15 protein-coding genes are annotated in these 16993 nt (G+C 61.5%); 7 read left to right on the forward strand and 8 right to left on the reverse strand.

Annotation, left to right across the window (positions count from 1 at the left end; translation table 11 throughout):
- Positions 1-7: 7 nt before the first annotated feature.
- On the reverse strand, positions 8-1714 hold the full coding sequence (locus tag BW992_RS26290) for a ShlB/FhaC/HecB family hemolysin secretion/activation protein (protein WP_076407290.1): 1707 nt from the start codon (positions 1712-1714) through the stop codon (positions 8-10).
- 285 nt (positions 1715-1999) lie between these two features.
- Here BW992_RS26290 and BW992_RS26295 point away from each other — a divergent pair, with 285 nt between their 5' ends.
- Positions 2000-2275 carry a hypothetical protein gene (locus tag BW992_RS26295; RefSeq protein ID WP_072432381.1) on the forward strand — a complete coding sequence of 92 codons (276 nt, stop codon included), beginning with the start codon at positions 2000-2002 and terminating at the stop codon, positions 2273-2275.
- Between the two features lie 241 nt (positions 2276-2516).
- Here BW992_RS26295 and BW992_RS26300 read toward each other — a convergent pair whose 3' ends face one another.
- Complete coding sequence (locus tag BW992_RS26300) at positions 2517-3863, reverse strand: DEAD/DEAH box helicase (RefSeq protein WP_072398747.1); 1347 nt, start codon at positions 3861-3863, stop codon at positions 2517-2519.
- A 193-nt stretch (positions 3864-4056) separates the two neighbouring features.
- Between BW992_RS26300 and BW992_RS26305 the strand changes: the two genes are divergently transcribed.
- The gene (locus BW992_RS26305; protein ID WP_072398746.1) at positions 4057-5355 is read left to right on the forward strand and encodes a mechanosensitive ion channel family protein; all 1299 of its coding nucleotides are present in this window, start codon (positions 4057-4059) and stop codon (positions 5353-5355) included.
- 107 nt (positions 5356-5462) lie between these two features.
- Here the strand turns inward: BW992_RS26305 and BW992_RS26310 are convergent, their stop codons facing one another.
- A complete protein-coding gene (locus tag BW992_RS26310; protein WP_008018228.1) occupies positions 5463-6107 on the reverse strand; it encodes a hydrolase in 645 nt (214 codons plus the stop codon).
- A 156-nt stretch (positions 6108-6263) separates the two neighbouring features.
- Between BW992_RS26310 and BW992_RS26315 the strand changes: the two genes are divergently transcribed.
- On the forward strand, positions 6264-7172 hold the full coding sequence (locus tag BW992_RS26315) for a LysR family transcriptional regulator (protein WP_072432382.1): 909 nt from the start codon (positions 6264-6266) through the stop codon (positions 7170-7172).
- A gap of 13 nt (positions 7173-7185) precedes the next feature.
- On the opposite strand, the gene BW992_RS26320 is transcribed toward BW992_RS26315, so the two are convergent.
- The 4 genes from BW992_RS26320 to BW992_RS26335 all read right to left on the reverse strand — a co-directional run bounded on the left by BW992_RS26320 (position 7186) and on the right by BW992_RS26335 (position 11373).
- The gene (locus BW992_RS26320) at positions 7186-8052 is read right to left on the reverse strand and encodes a carboxylate/amino acid/amine transporter (RefSeq protein WP_072459275.1); all 867 of its coding nucleotides are present in this window, start codon (positions 8050-8052) and stop codon (positions 7186-7188) included.
- A gap of 65 nt (positions 8053-8117) precedes the next feature.
- On the reverse strand, positions 8118-9986 hold the full coding sequence (locus tag BW992_RS26325; RefSeq protein WP_072398743.1) for an ATP-binding protein: 1869 nt from the start codon (positions 9984-9986) through the stop codon (positions 8118-8120).
- A gap of 322 nt (positions 9987-10308) precedes the next feature.
- Positions 10309-10908: an FMN-dependent NADH-azoreductase gene (locus tag BW992_RS26330; protein WP_072432384.1), complete on the reverse strand. Its 600-nt coding sequence runs from the start codon at positions 10906-10908 to the stop codon at positions 10309-10311.
- 150 nt (positions 10909-11058) lie between these two features.
- A complete protein-coding gene (locus BW992_RS26335; protein ID WP_072398741.1) occupies positions 11059-11373 on the reverse strand; it encodes a 3-phosphoglycerate kinase in 315 nt (104 codons plus the stop codon).
- 50 nt (positions 11374-11423) lie between these two features.
- Here BW992_RS26335 and BW992_RS26340 point away from each other — a divergent pair, with 50 nt between their 5' ends.
- From BW992_RS26340 to BW992_RS26355, 4 genes are all read left to right on the forward strand, one after another.
- Complete coding sequence (locus BW992_RS26340) at positions 11424-12347, forward strand: LysR family transcriptional regulator (RefSeq protein WP_072398740.1); 924 nt, start codon at positions 11424-11426, stop codon at positions 12345-12347.
- A 14-nt stretch (positions 12348-12361) separates the two neighbouring features.
- Positions 12362-13165, forward strand: a complete 804-nt coding sequence (locus BW992_RS26345; RefSeq protein WP_072398739.1) for an alpha/beta fold hydrolase — start codon at positions 12362-12364, stop codon at positions 13163-13165.
- Between the two features lie 4 nt (positions 13166-13169).
- Entirely contained in the window at positions 13170-13736 is a 567-nt protein-coding gene (locus BW992_RS26350) for a peptidylprolyl isomerase (RefSeq protein WP_072398738.1), read from the forward strand.
- A gap of 81 nt (positions 13737-13817) precedes the next feature.
- Positions 13818-15650 carry an ABC transporter ATP-binding protein gene (locus tag BW992_RS26355; protein WP_072432386.1) on the forward strand — a complete coding sequence of 611 codons (1833 nt, stop codon included), beginning with the start codon at positions 13818-13820 and terminating at the stop codon, positions 15648-15650.
- Between the two features lie 197 nt (positions 15651-15847).
- On the opposite strand, the gene BW992_RS26360 is transcribed toward BW992_RS26355, so the two are convergent.
- The gene (locus BW992_RS26360) at positions 15848-16972 is read right to left on the reverse strand and encodes a GNAT family N-acetyltransferase (RefSeq protein WP_072398736.1); all 1125 of its coding nucleotides are present in this window, start codon (positions 16970-16972) and stop codon (positions 15848-15850) included.
- Between the last annotated feature and the right edge of the window lie 21 nt (positions 16973-16993).

Below are 16993 nucleotides of genomic sequence, written 5' to 3' on the forward strand. Positions count from 1 at the left end.
GCAGAAATTAGAGGAAAACATCCAGGCGCAAGTAGATCGGCGCTTCGCGCTCGGTCAGAGCATCCGGACGTTCCAGGGAATGGGCGAAGGTCACGCTGGCGCTCAGGTGTTCGCCGCGGGCGAACAGCTCCAGCGAGTGGCTGGACATGCGCCCATGCTCGTCGCCGTTGTAGCGGGTCCCGGTGATGACACCCTGGTCGTAACCCAGGCTGGTGCCGTACTCGGCGAACACCGGGCGCAGCCACTCCAGGGTGACCGGGCGGCTCCAGCGCAGGTCGTTGCGCCAGTAACCGCCGCTGTCGCCGGCCAGCGACTGGTCCTTGTAGCCCCGGATCGACGATTGCCCGCCCAGGCTCATGCGCTGCGGGCTGAACAGCACGTCTTCGCTGCGCTGCCCGGTCATCAGGCTGCTGAAGCTGAAGGACTCGCCCCAGAGCTGGAAGGGTTGCAGGTAGCTGAGGGTGGCGGTGTATTTGCGGTAGCGCGCGTCGGGCTGGCCGGGGCGTGGATTATCGTCGCCCTGGGCATCGAAGGCACCGATGCCTTGCTGCAGGCCCAGGTCCAGGTTGACGAAGGCGCTGCCGACTCGCCGTCCGTGGTTGATGCCGAACTGCGCTTCACTCAGGCGATGGCTGCTCACGGCGAGCTTGCTGTCTTCGATGAAGTTGCTGGTGCGCAGATAAGCGAGGCCGGTGTTGAGGGACGTCTTGCTCATCGCGTCACGATGGACCACCCGCTCGACCCGCACCTGGTGGTTCTGGCTGTCGCCGGTCTGCTTGAAATTGAACCCGTCGACCGTGCCCCGCGAGCGGTATTCGCTCTGGCTATAGGTGTAGCTGACGTTCCACCAGCCAAATGGCAGGTTGTAATACAGCATGGCATTGCGCGAAGTGCGTTGATGATCGCTGACGGCATCGTGACCACCGCGCAAGGACAATTGATCGGCCAGCCCCAAGGGGCTGTCCCAATCCAGGGACGTGCCCCATTGCTGTTCGCCCGTGCTCCGCTGGCCGTCGTTGTGCCGCGACAACCCGACGCGCCAGGGTTTTTGCGGGGTGTTCTGCACCAGCACTTCACTGCCGCCGACATGCTGCCCGGGCATCAGCTCCATCTGCGCCTGGTTCGATGGCAGGCGGTTGAGCTGGTCCACCATCTGCTCGATCTCCCGCAGGTTGACCAAGTCGCCGACCTTGCCGGGAAACGCCATCGCCAGTTCTCCTTCCGAGAGTCGGCTGTTTTCGGCGCCCTTCAAGCCCTCGAGGCGCCCCTCCACCACCAGCACCTGCAAGTGACCGTCGGACAGATCCTGCTGCGGCAGGTAGGCACGACTGGTGACCAGGCCTTTCTCGATGTAGCGGTCGGTGATGACCTTGAGCAGTTCGTTGAGTTGCGGCACGCCCAGGCATTGGCCGATGTAGGGCGCCAACAGGCGCTCGCGCTCAGCGGAGGAAAGGCTGTCGGCGCCCTTGAGCTCGATGGTGCGGATGGGGAAGCAGCGGGTATCGACCGGCGCCGTCGGCTGGGCCGGCTTCGCCTCCTGGCCGGGCAGGTTCTTCAGATCCTCCAGGCGCCGGCGCTGTTCCTCGAGCAAACGGTTCTGGCGTTCGCGGATCAGGTCGGTGTCACCGGGGGTGGGGGCAGCGTGAGCGGGGGGCAGCGGAGAAAGGCACAGCAAAGCCAAGCACAACCTCGCCCAACGGGCGGGTGAGAACATGTTCGATCCCTCGAGCAAAATGACATCAAAATAGTGGCGCGATACTAGTTAGCCATCATTTTGACGTCAATTAAAAAGCTGGACCCTGAGGGTATGGCCGGAACCGTTTGTCGGAAATCAGACGATTCTGTCTTTCGGTACGAAACGTCTCGTGAGGAAGCCGGACGCTTCTCTTGAAGCCCAGAAATAATTCGATCCAATCGTCCGGCTTCCTTGGGTCGCTGAACTTTCAACCCCGCGCAAGCCTCAACCCCTTACAGCCCAACAAGGAATACGAGGCCCGCCATGAAGACCCTGATGAAACTCACCTTTGCCGCCACCCTCGCCTGCGCCCTTCCGGCCGGGGCCACCTGCACACCCGAAGAAGCCACCATCAAGCGTGAGCAACTGGCCCAGGAAGTGACCAAGCTCACCGAGCAGAACCCGGCCAAGGCCAAGGAAATCAATGATGAGTTGCAGGCCATGGACCTGGAGACGGCCAGCAAGGATCTGCCGGATAAGTGCCAGTTGATCGATAAGCGCCTGGAAGAGTTGAAGCATGCAGAGAAGAAGGCCGACTGATCGATCCAAACCTCCCTCCGCTTCTGTGGCGAGGGAGCTTGCTCCCGCTGGGGGCGAAACACCTGTGAAACCAGCGTGGCTGATGTGTCAGGCAGAACAGTAGTGGGGCTGTCATGCAGCCCAGCGGGGCGGTGCGACGTTTCGCTAAATCCCTTCGCTACAGTTCTGGTCGAACTTCTGAAGTTCATGCATAAAAAACCGGACTCAAGGTCCGGTTTTTTTATGCAGCGCTACTGACCACTCATTCAGCCGCCGGCGCCTGGGGCTTGCGGCGTTTGAGCGGGGCCATGCCGTCCTTGCTGACCAGGGCCGGGGCCTCGGTCTTCGGGCGGTTGGCGGTCTTGCGCTTGGTCGGGGCCTTGGCGGCGGATTTCTTCTTGTCGCCCTTGGCATCGACTTTTTTCTTCTTCGCGCCAACGGCCTTGCCCGAAGCCTTGACCTTTTTCGGTCCGCTGTAGGTGCCTTTGACTTCCTTGATGGTGCGGCGCTCGAAGCTCTGCTTGAGGTAGCGCTCGATGCTCGACATCAGGTTCCAGTCGCCATGGCAGATCAGCGAGATCGCCAGGCCATCATTGCCGGCGCGGCCGGTACGGCCGATGCGGTGCACGTATTCGTCGCCACTGCGAGGCATGTCGAAGTTGATGACCATGTCCAGGCCTTCGACATCCAGGCCACGGGCGGCGACGTCAGTGGCCACGAGGATTTTCACCCCGCCCTGCTTGAGGCGGTCGATGGCCAGCTTGCGGTCTTTCTGGTCCTTCTCGCCGTGCAGGACGAACGCCTTGTATTCCTGGGCGACCAGGCGACCGTAGATGCGGTCGGCCATGGCCCGGGTATTGGTGAACACGATGGCTTTTTCGTAGGTTTCGTTGGCCAGCAACCAGTTCACGATCTGCTCTTTGTGCTGGTTGTGGTCGGCGGTGATGATTTGCTGGCGGGTGGTGGAGTTCAGCTGGCTGACCGCGTTGAGCTGCAGGTGCTCGGGATTGTTCAGCACCTTGGCCACCATTTCCCGCAGGCCCGAGCCGCCGGTGGTGGCGGAGAACAGCATGGTCTGTTGACGCTGGCTGCACTCGTCCACCAGGCGCTGCACGTCTTCGGCAAACCCCATGTCCAGCATGCGGTCGGCTTCATCCAGCACCAACACTTCGACTTCCTTGAGGTCGAGGTTGCCGGCGTTCAGGTGCTCGATCATCCGCCCCGGCGTGCCGATCAGGATGTCCGGTACCTTGCGCAGCATGGCGGCCTGGACCTTGAAGTCTTCGCCGCCGGTGATCAGGCCGGACTTGATGAAGGTGAATTGCGAGAAGCGCTCCACTTCCTTCAAGGTCTGCTGGGCCAGTTCGCGGGTCGGCAGCAGGATCAGGGTCTTGATGCTCACTCGAACCTTGGCCGGGCCGATCAGGCGGTTGAGGATCGGCAGCACGAACGCGGCGGTCTTGCCGCTGCCGGTTTGCGCCGTCACCCGCAGGTCACGCCCCTGGAGCGCGAGCGGAATAGCCGCGGCCTGCACCGGCGTCGGCTCGACAAATTTAAGCTCGGCCACGGCTTTGAGCAGGCGTTCGTGCAGGGCGAATTGGGAAAACACGGGTGCTACCTCGAAGAAATGCAAAAAAACAGCTGCATAGGGTAACGGTTTCGAGCGCGCAGGCCGAGTTTCTTTGTGCAAAGCGCGACAAAACAGTGTGTTTTTATCAACGAAACCGTCATCAACGGTCACTTCACCGGGCTTAAATGCTCTAATTCGCCTTCGTCGCGCTCACAGAAGAACCGTTTCGTCCATGGATATCAAACAGCTCTGGCTCAATCTTCAAGACCTCTGGGGTGCCCTCGACCAGCATCCGCTCCTGCATTGCGGCCTGGCCCTGGCGCTGCTGCTGGTCATCGCCCTGGTACTGGGGCGCGTGGCGCGCTACGTGATCCTGCATGGTGCCAAGCTGCTCGGGCGCCAGCCGGCCCTGAACTGGGTCAACGACCTGCGCCAGAACAAAGTCTTCCATCGACTGGCACAGACGACGCCGTCGTTGATCATCCAGTTCGGCCTGCACCTGGTGCCCGGGCTGAGCAAGACCAGCCTGGTGTTCCTCGGCAATGTCGCCCTCTCCTTCACGATCCTGTTCATGCTCCTGGCCATCAGCGCCCTGCTCAGCGCCCTGCTGGACGTCTACGCCCGCACCGAACATGCGCGTACCCGCTCGATCAAGGGGTATGTGCAACTGACGAAAATGGTGCTGTATGTGTTCGGCGCGATCATCATCGTCGCCACCCTGATCGACCGTTCGCCGCTGTTGCTGCTGTCCGGCCTGGGTGCGATGTCGGCGGTGATCCTGTTGGTCTACAAGGACACACTGTTGTCCTTCGTCGCCAGCGTGCAGTTGACCAGCAACGATATGCTGCGGGTCGGCGACTGGATCGAGATGCCCCAGGTCGGCGCCGACGGCGATGTGGTGGACATCACGCTGCATACGGTCAAGGTGCAGAACTTCGACAAGACCATCGTCTCGATCCCCACCTGGCGCCTGATGTCCGAATCGTTCAAGAACTGGCGCGGCATGCAGCAGTCCGGCGGGCGGCGGATCAAGCGCAGCCTGTTCATCGACGCCAGTGGCGTGCGCTTCATCAACGACGATGAAGAACGGCACTTGACCCAGGTACGCCTGCTGACCGACTACATCACCCGCAAACAGGCCGAGCTCAAGGCCTGGAACGAAGCCCAGGGCAATGTGGCGGCAATGTCGGCCAACCGGCGGCGGATGACCAACCTGGGCACGTTCCGGGCCTATGCGTTGGCCTATCTCAAGAGCCATCCCGAGATCCAGCCGAACATGACCTGCATGGTCCGGCAACTGCAGACCACGGCCCATGGCATCCCCCTGGAAATCTACTGCTTCACCGGCACCACCGTGTGGGCCGATTACGAGCGGATCCAGGGGGACATCTTCGATTATCTGCTGGCGGTGATGCCGGAGTTCGGCTTGAACCTGTACCAGCAACCCAGCGGCATGGACCTGCGTTCCGGCTTGCTGCCGGCAGTGCTGGGGGCCAGTCATCTGCCCGAACAGGAAAAAGACCTGGCGTAGCGCCAGATAAAGACCTGCCCCTTTCCACAGCGCCATAACGCTGAAAAAGGAAAAACCCCGGCGGGAGCGAGCAAGCTCGACTCCCACCAGGGTGATGTCCCGCCGGGTTACTTGACCTGGCGCTGCGGTGCCTTGTGCACCATGGTGTAGGCGTAGTCCACGCCCATGCCATAAGCGCCGCTGTGTTCCAGCACCAGTTCCATCACCGCCTCGTACGTGTCCTTGTGTGCCCAGTCGCGTTGGTATTCCAGCAGCACTTGCTGCCAGGTCACCGGCACCGCACCTGCCTGGATCATCCGCTGTACCGACATGTCGTGGGCTTCCTTGCTGGTACCGCCGGAGGCGTCGGTGACGATGTACACCTCGTAGCCTTCAGCCAGTGCTTCCAGTGCCGGGAAGGTCAGGCAAACCTCGGTCCACAGCGCCGCGATGATCAGTTTCTTGCGGCCGGTGGCTTTCACCGCATCCACCAGGGCCTTGTCTTCCCAGGAGTTCATCGAGGTGCGCTCGATAGGCTTCTGGTCCGGGTGGACCGCCAACAGCTCAGGCCAGATGTAACCGCTGAAGCTTTCGGTTTCGACCGATGTGTAGATGGTCGGCACGTTGAAGATCTTCGCCGCCTTGGCCAGGCCCACAGTGTTGTTCTTCAGGGTCTGGCGGTCGATCGATTGCACGCCGAAGGCCATTTGCGGCTGGTGGTCGATCAGGATCAGGGCGGAGTTGGTTGGGTTCAGCAGTTCGCGGATAGACATGGTGTGTTCCTTTTAAATGTCGATATTTCAATGGTTTGGGTCAGTAGCGCTTGCCTTCGTCGGTGTTGTCGTCGGCATGGGTGTACTTTAGGGGCTACCAATAAAAGGGACAATTACCTAAAATAGAGAATCATTGATTCTAAAATAGGGACAATAATGGATCGCATCGACTGCATGCGTGCCTTCGTCGTCACGGTCGGAGAAAACGGCTTTGCAGCCGCCGCCCGCGCCATGGACGTACCGAGGTCAAAGGTCAGCAAGCAAATCCAGGCGCTGGAAGAAGCGATTGGCGTGCAGCTGCTGCAACGCACCACGCGCAGCCTGCATCTCACCGAAGCGGGGGCCGAGTATTTCGAAGCGGCGCGGGAAGTGTTGGCGGCCCTGGATGAAGCCGAGCAACGGGCACGGGACGGGATTGGCGAACTGCGCGGGGTGTTGCGGGTCAACGCGCCGATGTCGTTCGGCCTGCGCCGGCTGGGCAAGTTGATCCCGCTGTTTCATGAACGGCATCCGAACATCGAGCTGCAGGTGGTGCTCAGCGACCAGCAGGTGGATCCGGTGCGCGGCGGTTTCGACGTGACCATCCGCATCGCCAGCATGCCCGACTCGACCATGATCGCCCGGCAACTGGCACCGGCCCCGCGAATCCTGGTGGCCGCCCCCGCCTATCTCGAGCGGGCGGGCGTGCCGCAGAACCCTCAGGACCTGCGCGCCCATCAATGCCTCAACTACGGCTACCTGCAAAGTGGCGCGAGCCTGCAACTGTGCAACGGCAAGGAGACGCAACGGGTCAATGTCACCGGCCCCCTGCATGTCAACAACGGCGACTTGCTGGCACAGGCCGCCGAGGCCGGCATGGGCATCGCGCTGCTGCCGGACTTCATCGTTGAAGATGCCCTGGCTGCCGGACGCCTGGTGCCGGTCCTGTGCGACTGGAAGGCGCCGGCGATCAGCATCAATGCCGTGTACTCGTCGGCACGGCGGCTACCGCAGAAAACCCGGGCGTTCATCGAATTTATGGTGGAGCAATTGGCGATCAAGCAGGGCGCTCCGGGCGCTTGCTGAGATCGCCGATGATTCACCTGGCAACCAGCGGTCTGCGCAAGCTCAAGCGGCTCATCCAGACCGCCGCCAGGATCACGCCCCCGCCCAGGAACAGCCGCCCCAGCTCCTCGTGCTGATTCCAGATCAGCAGGTTCAACAACAACCCCACCGGCACATGCAGGTTGTTCATCACCGCCAGCGTCCCGCCCTGTACCAGGCAGGCGCCTTTGTTCCACCAGTAAAGTCCCAGCGCCGTGGAGACCAGGCCAAGGAAAACCAGCACGCCCCATTGCAACGCAGCTTCAGGCCAGAAATCCGCCTTGCCGAACAGCAGGAACGCCGGCAGCACCACCGCCAGCGCACCGAGGTAGAAGTAGCCGAAACGCCGATAGTGCGGCAGATCGCTCGGGTAACGCGCCACCAGGTGCCGGTACAGGACCTGCCCGGCCGCGTAGGTGAAGTTGGCCAGTTGCAGCAGCAGGAAGCCCATGAAGAAATCCGGGCTGACCCGGTCATAGCGAATCACTGCGGCTCCCGCCACGGCCACCAGCGCCGCGATCAATGCCCAGGGATTGAATCGGCGGTTCAGTGCGTCTTCGATCAGAGTCACGTGCAATGGCGTGAGGATGGTAAACAGCAACACCTCGGGCACCGTCAATACCCGGAAGCTCAGGTACAGGCAGACGTAGGTCACGCCGAACTGCAAGGCGCCGATCAGCAGCATGCCGCGCATGAACGACGGTTCCACCTGGCGCCAGCGCGTCAGTGGAATGAACACCAGCCCGGCCAGCAGGACCCTTACCAGCACGGCAAAGTAGCTGTCGACATGCCCGGCCAGGTATTCGCCAATCAGGCTGAAGGAAAATGCCTGGATCAAGGTTACAAAAAGTAGATAGCCCATACGCCCCTCGTTTCGAATGGCGGCGAAGATAGCCGTTTTGACGCAGGGGGGCGAGCCTGGGCGGATTACGGACCGGGGATGGGAGCTGCGGCCGAGTGGCTGGCACCGCGTTGCCAATGGGCATTGGTCGCGCGCTGCAGCACTCGGGTCAGCGCTTGGAAGTTCGCCGGCTTGGTCAGAACGTCATCGGCGCCAGCGGCTCTGAAACGCTCGATCTCGCTGGAAAACGCGCTTGCGGTAAATGCAACGACATAACAGGTATCGCCACATGGAAGTTCGCGAATCCTGCGGATGGCCTCCAGACCGTCCATGACCGGCATGTTGATATCCATGAAAATGATCCCCGGGATCGCCGCCATGCACCGGTTGATCGCCTCCTGGCCGGTTGATGCCAGGTCCGGCGAATATCCCAGCTCCTGCAGCATCGCCATGGCGACTTTCTGGCTCACGGGATGATTCTCCACCAGAAGAATATCGAGCGGGTACTGGCTGGCAAAGGATGAGTCGTAACCCGCCTGCGCCTCCTCCTCGAGGGGGATTTGCGAAACTGGAAAGATTTCCATCGGGAGCGAGAAGCTGAACGTCGACCCCACCCCGGGCTGACTGGTGAACGACAACGTTCCGCGCTGCGCCTCCACCAGGTTCTTGCAGATGGAAAGCCCCAGGCCACTCCCGGCGAAGCGCTGGTTGCTCGCCCTTGCGAGCTGGGAGAACGGCTGGAAGAGGTTGTGCTGCAGCTCCTCGGGAATGCCGATGCCGGTATCACGAATGGAAAAATCCAGCCAGGCCTGGGGGCCATGACCACTGGTCGTGACCTTGAGGGAGATCTTGCCGCTGTCGGTGAACTTGACCGCATTTCCCAGCAGGTTGATCAGTATCTGGCGAAGACAATCGCTATCGGTCTTGATCAACGATGGCACATCCGGCGAAACCTGGGCCTCGAGTACCACTGGCTTGTCCTGGATGTTCTGGCGGGTGATGTCGATACAGGACGAAACCAGCGCCCTGAGTTCGAAAATAGAAGGCTTGAGCTCCAGCTTGCCGGCTTCGATCTTCGCCAGGTCGAGCACGTTATCGATCAGGGAGAGCAGGGTTCGCCCGCTGGCATGAATCGTTTTCAACAGGCGGCTTTGCTCCGGATCCAGGTCGGATCGAGCCAGTAATTCGGTCGCGCCGATGACGCTGTACATCGGCGTGCGGATTTCATGGCTCATGGTCGCCAGGAACCGGGTTTTCGAACGATCGGCCTCTTCGGCGGCCTGTTTGGCCTGGTTCAACAGCCGTTCGTTCATGTGCAGTTCCTGGAGGTGGCCGCGCATGCGCAGAAGAATGAGCGCGAGAAAGACCAGGATGGCCACGACGATGTGATACAGCGAATCGTGGTTGAGCTGCTGGTAGTAATCCTCCAGGGTAATCTCGGCCCCGGCCACATAAACCGTTCCATCCCTTGATTTCATGGGGACGAAGACAGCGCGAAAGTCCCCCCAGTGATCCGAGTAATCGATCCAGGTGGGCTGCGTACGCTCGAAGCTGTCGAGCAGCGCCTGGCTGGCATCCGGGTAAGGATCGAAGAACCGCACGAAATTCTTCTCTCGGATTTCCTTTTCCGATGCGCTGGAGCTGATCAGGATGGCCTTGGCGTCACGCTTGATCACGCTATAGACGAAGGCGGTGCCCATGGACTCGTTGAAGCTGGAAAGCCGCTGGATGGCGTCCCAGTCCTGTTCCGGGGTCTTGGACTGCTTGTCGACCAGATTGTCATGGTAGCGGTCGCCCAGGATCGCCGAAGCGCCCAACGCGGCATGCAACAGCTTGTTATTGATGTTCTCGGTGAGTACGCCCTGGGTCTGGACATAGAGATAGTAGATGTACCCACTGGCACCTAGGACATAAGCCAGAAGTAAAGCCCATGTCTTTCGTTTGAGTTTGAACATCTATGACAGCCTCCCTACTGCGCGCGCCCAAGCATAGGTTGATGACCGGCGGGAAACAATTCTTATCTCCCTGGGCTCGATCATGAAGGGCCGGTGTCGACTTGACCGAGCGCCCCGTTTCCCTTCCTCGGCCGGTGTCGCAATCGCTGCAGAACTCAAACCTCAGGTGAACAGGCAAAAAAAAGCCCGATGTCGCTAAAGCGTTCGATCGGGCTACGGCACTCAGGAGCAATAAGTGCAAAGGGAGGTTCGATGCGCAAAACGGTTTGAAGGGAAGCGCCAGGTCACTAGACCACCTGGCGATTATCCGAGGATTAACGGATCAGGCGACCTCGGCCAGTCTGGCATTGGCCTGGTTCAAGCCCTTCTCCTGGAAGTCGCCGCCCAGGTTCATGCCCTCGGCGTGGATGAAGGTCACATCATGGATGCCGATGAAGCCCATGACCTGGCGCAGGTAGGGTTCCTGATGGTCCGAACTGCCGCCGGCGTGGATCCCGCCACGGGCGGTCAGTACGAAGGCACGCTTGCCTACCAGCAGGCCCTGCGGGCCGGTGGGGGTGTATTTGAAGGTCACACCGGCGCGCAGCACATGGTCGAGCCAGGCTTTCAAGGTACTGGGGATAGCGAAGTTGTACATCGGCGCGGCCATGACCAGCACGTCGGCGGCGAGCAATTGATCGGTGAGCTGGTTGGAGCGCTCCAGCGAAGCAGTTTCCACTTCGTTGCGTTGCTCGGCAGGCTTCATCCAACCGCCCAGCAGGTTGGCGTCCAGATGAGGCACCGGGTTGACGGCCAGGTCCCGCACGCTGATTTCATCGCCGGGGTGGGCGGCTTGCCACTGCTTGATGAAGGTCTGGGTCAGTTGACGGGAAACCGAGTCTTGCTGGCGGGCACTGCTTTCGATGATCAGAACGCGGGACATGGGATGTAGCCTCCATCGGAAAATGTTGTCAGTCGATGGAGTGAAGGTTAAACGTGACCATATCGATGAAAAAGCGCAAATAACTGCTGCAAACCATCGATAATTTCGTTTATAAGCAAGGCACGCGTTGCAGCGCCGCCTTGCACCCGATCATTTCGGCTTGCAGGTCAGCACGATCCGCAGCTTGATGATGTCGCGATTGAACTTGGCGGTCACGTTCTTGAACTTGCCCGCGGCGACTTCGATCTTGCGAGTGCGAGGTGCCTCGGGACCATTGCGGAACAGCACGGTACAGGCCGCGTCGGTGTTGCCATAGTTGTTGACCTGGATGGAGCCGATATCGGCGTCGGTGTCGTAGGGGGTGTAGTCGATGCTGACGCCTTCGAGGTGTTTTTCCACGTCGATGGGGTAGGCAAAGGCAGTCAGCGGCAGCAGGGCCAGCAACGCACAACAGGTTTTTTTCATTCGGCAGTCTCCACCCGGGGACCGCCAGCTTAGGACAAGAGGAGCTCAATATGAAAGCGCCCCGTGTGACCCTTGATCAATGGCGAACGTTGCAGGCGGTAGTGGACCACGGCGGCTTCGCCCAGGCCGCCGAAGTGTTGCACCGCTCCCAGTCATCGGTGAGCTACACCGTGGCCCGCATGCAGGACCAGCTCGGCGTGCCGCTGCTGCGCATCGATGGACGCAAGGCCGTGCTGACCGAAGCCGGGGGCGTGCTGTTGCGTCGTTCCCGGCAACTGGTTAAACAGGCCAGCCAACTGGAGGACCTGGCCCATCACATGGAACAAGGCTGGGAAGCGGAAGTGCGCCTGGTGGTCGACGCCGCCTACCCCACCGCCCGTCTCGTACGGGCGCTGACGGCATTCATGCCCCAGAGCCGCGGTTGCCGGGTGCGCCTGCGCGAGGAGGTGCTGTCCGGCGTCGAAGAAGTATTGCTCGAAGGCGTGGCCGACCTGGCCATCAGCGGTTTCAGCATTCCCGGTTACCTGGGGGCGGAATTGAGCGACGTGGAATTCGTCGCGGTGGCCCATCCCGAACACGCCCTGCATCGGCTCAATCGCGAACTCAGTTTCCAGGACCTGGAAAGCCAGCTGCAGGTGGTGATCCGCGACTCCGGTCGCCAGCAGCCCCGTGACGTGGGCTGGCTCGGCGCCGAGCAGCGCTGGACCGTCGGCAGCCTCGCCACCGCCGCCACCTTCGTCAGCAGCGGCCTGGGCTTCGCCTGGCTGCCCCGGCACATGATCGAACGGGAATTGAGAGAAGGCACGCTTAAGCGGCTACCCTTGGACCAGGGCGGCAGTCGCAACCCGAGCTTCTATCTGTATTCGAACAAGGAAAAACCCTTGGGGCCGGCCACGCAGATTCTCATCGAACTGCTGCGCACCTTCGACACCGCGCCGCTGGATGCGCCCTTTGCCGCCCCTGAACAAGCCTGACAAGGATTTCGCCGATGGCCTATTTCGTTCATGAAGATTGCAACCTGCATTACGAGGAATATGGCCACGGCGCCCCGTTGGTCCTGGTCCACGGGCTGGGCTCCAGCACTCAGGACTGGGAAAAGCAGATCCCGGTGTTATCCGCCCATTACCGCCTGATCGTCGTGGACGTGCGCGGCCACGGCCGTTCCGACAAACCCCGCGGGCGCTACAGCATCGAAGCCTTCAGCGCCGACCTGGTGGCCCTGATCGAGCACCTGGCCCTGGGCCCGGTGCACTTGGTGGGTTGGTCCATGGGAGGCATGATCGGCTTTCAACTGGCCGTGGACGAACCCCGCCTGGTCAGGAGCCTGTGCATCGTCAACAGCGCTCCCCAGGTCAAGATCCGTACCGCGGACGATTGCTGGCAATGGTTCAAGCGCTGGAGCCTGATGCGCATCCTCAGCCTGGAAACCATCGGCAAGGCCCTCGGTGCCAAGCTTTTCCCCAAGCCCCACCAGAGCGCCCTGCGACTGGAAATGGCCCGGCGCTGGGCAACCAATGACAAACATGCTTATCTCGCCAGCTTCGACGCCGTCGTGGGCTGGGGGGTCCAGGAACGACTTTCCCGGATCGCCTGTCCAACCCTGGTCATCTGCGCCGATCACGACTACACCCCGGTGGCAGTCAAAGAAGCCTATGTAAAGCTGCTGCCCGATGCGCGGCTGGTAGTCATCGCCGATTCACGGCACGCTACCCCGCTGGATCAACCCGAACACTTCAACCAAACCCTGCTCGACTTCCTGATCGCAGTCGACTCCACCCCTCAGGATCATTGAACCCATGCTGAAAAACATCGCCCTCGCCGTCGGCTCCGTCCTGTTTGCCGCCAACCTGATGGCCGCGCAGCCGGCCAAGGCGCCCCACGTAGTGCTGGAGACCACCAACGGCCAGATCGAAATCGAACTGGACCCGGTCAAGGCTCCCGTCAGTACGCAGAACTTTCTCGAGTACGTGGACAGCGGCTTCTACAACGGCACGATCTTCCACCGGGTGATCCCGGGCTTCATGGCCCAGGGCGGTGGCTTCACCCCGCAGATGCGACAGAAGGACACCAAGGACCCGATCAAGAACGAAGCCAGCAACGGCCTGCATAACGTACGCGGCACCCTGGCCATGGCCCGCACGTCCAACCCGAATTCGGCCACCAGCCAATTTTTCATCAACGTCGCCGACAATGCGTTCCTCGACCCAGGCCGCGACGCCGGCTACGCGGTCTTCGGCAAAGTGGTCAAGGGCATGGACGTGGTGGACATCATCGTCAACTCCCCCGCCGCTACCAAACAAGGCATGCAAAACGTGCCGATCGATCCTGTGATCATCAAGTCGGCCAAGCGCGTCGACCAATAAAGGCACAGGGCAAGCCTGAGCGGCGGCTGATCGAGCGCCGCTCACAGCAGAAAGGAGAGCCCTCGCCCGGGCTGTTTATCCATGGTTTACCGCCGTTTCGAAAAACTGATCGACATCTTCCGCGACGCGCCGAGCGCCGCTCCACCTGACCGCGTCCTGCCCTTCTACACCTACTACCTGAAGCAGGTCTGGCCAAGCTTCGCCGTGCTGCTGGTGGTGGGCTTGATCGGCGCCCTGATCGAAGTGGCGCTGTTCAGCTACCTGAGCCGCATCATCGACCTGGCCCAGGGCACGCCCAACGTCGACTTCTTCAAGATCCACGGCCTGGAGCTGGCGTGGATGGCAGTGGTGGCGTTGATCCTGCGGCCCATTTTCGTGGCCCTGCATGACCTGCTGGTGCACCAGACCCTGAGCCCCGGCATGACCAGCCTGATCCGCTGGCAGAATCACAGCTATGTGCTCAAGCAGAGCCTGAATTTCTTCCAGAACGACTTCGCCGGACGCATCGCCCAGCGCATCATGCAGACCGGCAACTCCCTGCGCGATTCGGCGGTACAGGCCGTGGACGCGCTGTGGCACGTGCTGATCTACGCCATCAGTTCGCTGGTGCTGTTCGCCGAAGCCGACTGGCGCCTGATGATCCCGCTGCTGCTGTGGATCAGCGCCTACATCGGCGCGCTCTACTACTTCGTGCCACGGGTCAAGGAACGCTCCGTGGTGTCCTCCGATGCCCGCTCCAAGCTCATGGGCCGGATCGTCGACGGCTACACCAACATCACCACCCTGAAGCTGTTCGCCCATACCCATTTCGAACAGCAGTACGCACGCGAGGCCATCGAGGAGCAGACCGAAAAGGCCCAGCTGGCCGGTCGCGTGGTGACCAGCATGGACGTGGTGATCACCAGCATGAACGGGATGCTGATCGTCGGCACCACCGCCTTGGCGCTGTGGCTATGGACCCAATCGCTGATCAGCGTCGGCGCCATTGCCCTGGCGACGGGGCTGGTGATTCGTATCGTCAACATGTCCGGCTGGATCATGTGGGTGGTCAATGGCATCTTCGAGAACATCGGCATGGTCCAGGACGGCCTGCAGACCATCGCCCAACCAGTTACCGTCACCGACCGCGACCACGCCAAGCCCCTGGAGGTGGCCCGTGGTGAAGTGCGCTTCGAGCATGTGGATTTCCACTATGGCAAGAAGAGCGGCGTGATCAGCGACCTGAACCTGACCATCAGGCCAGGGGAAAAGATCGGCCTGATCGGCCCGTCCGGCGCGGGGAAATCCACCCTGGTCAACCTGTTGCTGCGCCTGTATGACGTACAGGGCGGACGCATTCTCATCGACGGCCAGGACATCGCCGAAGTGAGCCAGGAAAGCCTGCGCGAACGGATTGGCATGATCACCCAGGACACCTCGCTGCTGCACCGCTCGATTCGCGACAACCTGCTCTACGGCAAGCCCGACGCCACCGATGCGCAGCTATGGGAAGCCGTACACAAGGCCCGGGCCGATGAGTTCATCCCGTTGTTATCCGATGCCCAGGGCCGTACCGGTTTCGATGCCCATGTGGGCGAGCGCGGCGTGAAACTGTCTGGCGGCCAGCGCCAGCGCATCGCCATTGCCCGGGTGCTGCTCAAGGATGCGCCGATCCTGATCATGGACGAAGCGACCTCAGCCCTGGACTCCGAAGTGGAGGCCGCCATCCAGGAAAGCCTGGAGACGCTGATGCAGGGCAAGACCGTGATCGCCATTGCCCACCGCCTCTCGACCATCGCTCGCATGGACCGCCTGGTGGTACTGGAAAACGGCCGCATCGCCGAAACCGGCAGCCATGCCGAACTGCTGGCCCACGGCGGGTTGTATGCGCGGTTATGGCAGCATCAGACCGGAGGGTTCGTGGGGATCGACTGAGCTGAGAGGTGTGGCTTGGCCCCATGAACAAGGAGCTGACGGCTTGCTCACTGTGGCGAGGGGATTTATCCCCATCGGGCTCCTGGCAGGCTGAACCCGGCTGGCCTGACAGAGCGCAGTCTCAGGTTTTTGGGTTGCTGCGCAACCCAGCGGGAATAAATCCCCTCGCCACAGGGGCCGGTGTCGGTCAGCCGATATCAGCACTGCCGATACGGCAGTGCCATCCTGGCCTCTTCGGCATAGGCCAACACGCCTTCATGCTCGCGGGCGAGGAAATCCGCCACTGCCGCTTTCAACCCGGGGTGGCGCAGGTAATGCCAGGAGCGGGTGATCACCGGCTCGAAACCGCGAATCAGCTTATGCTCGCCCTGGGCACCCGCATCGAAACGCTGCAAACCGTGGGCAATGGCGTAGTCCATGCCCTGGTAGAAACAGGTTTCGAAATGCAGGCGGTCGAACTCCGCCAGGCAGCCCCAATAGCGCCCGTAGAAGCTGTCGCCCCCCACCAGGCTGAATGCCATCGCCACCGGCCGGGTGCCTTGCCTGGCCAGGACCACGCGAATGGCCTCGGGCATGCGTTCGGCCAACAGGCTGAAAAATGCCCGGGTCAGGTACGGCGCCTGCCGGCGTATCGCATAGGTATTGGCGTAACAGGCATAGACAAAATCCCACGACGCCTCATCCAGTTGATGCCCCTCGAGCCATTCGAACTCGATGCCCTGCCCTGCCACCTGCTCGCGTTCCTTGCGCATCTGCTTGCGCTTGCGGGAACTGAGCACGTCGAGGAAATCCTGGAAATCCCGATAACCGCGATTCTGCCAGTGGTACTGGCAGCCGATTCGCTGCAGCCAGCCCTCCTGCCCGGCCAGCGCCGAGTCGGTGAAGGCGTCGGTAAAGTTGATATGGGCGCTGGATAGCCCTTCGATTTCCAGGTAGCCCGGCAGGCTGGCCAGCAACTCCAGGCCGTCCTCGACCCGAGCCGCCAGCAGTCGCGGACCGCTGACCGGGCTGAACGGCACCGCCGTCAGCAGCTTGGGGTAATAGTCGATCCCGGCACGGGCACAGGCGTCGGCCCAGCCATGATCGAACACATATTCGCCGTAGGAATGCCACTTGCGATAACTGGGCAAGGCGGCCAGCAGACGACCCTCTTCGATATGCAGCAGATGTTCCGGCCGCCAGCCGGATTGCGCGCCCAGGCTGGCGCTGTCTTCCAACGCGCCCAGGAAGGCGTGGCGCAGGAACGGTTGGTTGGCGGGCACCAGTGCGTCCCACTCTTGAGGCGCGATGGCGGACAGGTTGTCCAGGACGTGTAGCGGCATGCGGTTCCCCGATCTCCAGAC

The organism is Pseudomonas sp. 7SR1, assembly GCF_900156465.1.
Lineage (GTDB): Bacteria > Pseudomonadota > Gammaproteobacteria > Pseudomonadales > Pseudomonadaceae > Aquipseudomonas.

Bases quoted from the DNA above. Each gene is read 5' to 3' on its own strand.
- BW992_RS26345 (WP_072398739.1), top strand. From the start codon at position 12,362: ATGGCCTATTTCGTTCATGAAGATTGCAACCTGCATTACGAGGAATAT.
- BW992_RS26295 (WP_072432381.1), top strand. From the start codon at position 2,000: ATGAAGACCCTGATGAAACTCACCTTTGCCGCCACCCTCGCCTGCGCC.
- BW992_RS26335 (WP_072398741.1), bottom strand. From the start codon at position 11,373: ATGAAAAAAACCTGTTGTGCGTTGCTGGCCCTGCTGCCGCTGACTGCC.
- BW992_RS26330 (WP_072432384.1), bottom strand. From the start codon at position 10,908: ATGTCCCGCGTTCTGATCATCGAAAGCAGTGCCCGCCAGCAAGACTCG.
- BW992_RS26350 (WP_072398738.1), top strand. From the start codon at position 13,170: ATGCTGAAAAACATCGCCCTCGCCGTCGGCTCCGTCCTGTTTGCCGCC.
- BW992_RS26315 (WP_072432382.1), top strand. From the start codon at position 6,264: ATGGATCGCATCGACTGCATGCGTGCCTTCGTCGTCACGGTCGGAGAA.
- BW992_RS26340 (WP_072398740.1), top strand. From the start codon at position 11,424: ATGAAAGCGCCCCGTGTGACCCTTGATCAATGGCGAACGTTGCAGGCG.
- BW992_RS26290 (WP_076407290.1), bottom strand. From the start codon at position 1,714: ATGTTCTCACCCGCCCGTTGGGCGAGGTTGTGCTTGGCTTTGCTGTGC.
- BW992_RS26310 (WP_008018228.1), bottom strand. From the start codon at position 6,107: ATGTCTATCCGCGAACTGCTGAACCCAACCAACTCCGCCCTGATCCTG.
- BW992_RS26305 (WP_072398746.1), top strand. From the start codon at position 4,057: ATGGATATCAAACAGCTCTGGCTCAATCTTCAAGACCTCTGGGGTGCC.
- BW992_RS26320 (WP_072459275.1), bottom strand. From the start codon at position 8,052: ATGGGCTATCTACTTTTTGTAACCTTGATCCAGGCATTTTCCTTCAGC.
- BW992_RS26360 (WP_072398736.1), bottom strand. From the start codon at position 16,972: ATGCCGCTACACGTCCTGGACAACCTGTCCGCCATCGCGCCTCAAGAG.
- BW992_RS26355 (WP_072432386.1), top strand. From the start codon at position 13,818: ATGGTTTACCGCCGTTTCGAAAAACTGATCGACATCTTCCGCGACGCG.
- BW992_RS26325 (WP_072398743.1), bottom strand. From the start codon at position 9,986: ATGTTCAAACTCAAACGAAAGACATGGGCTTTACTTCTGGCTTATGTC.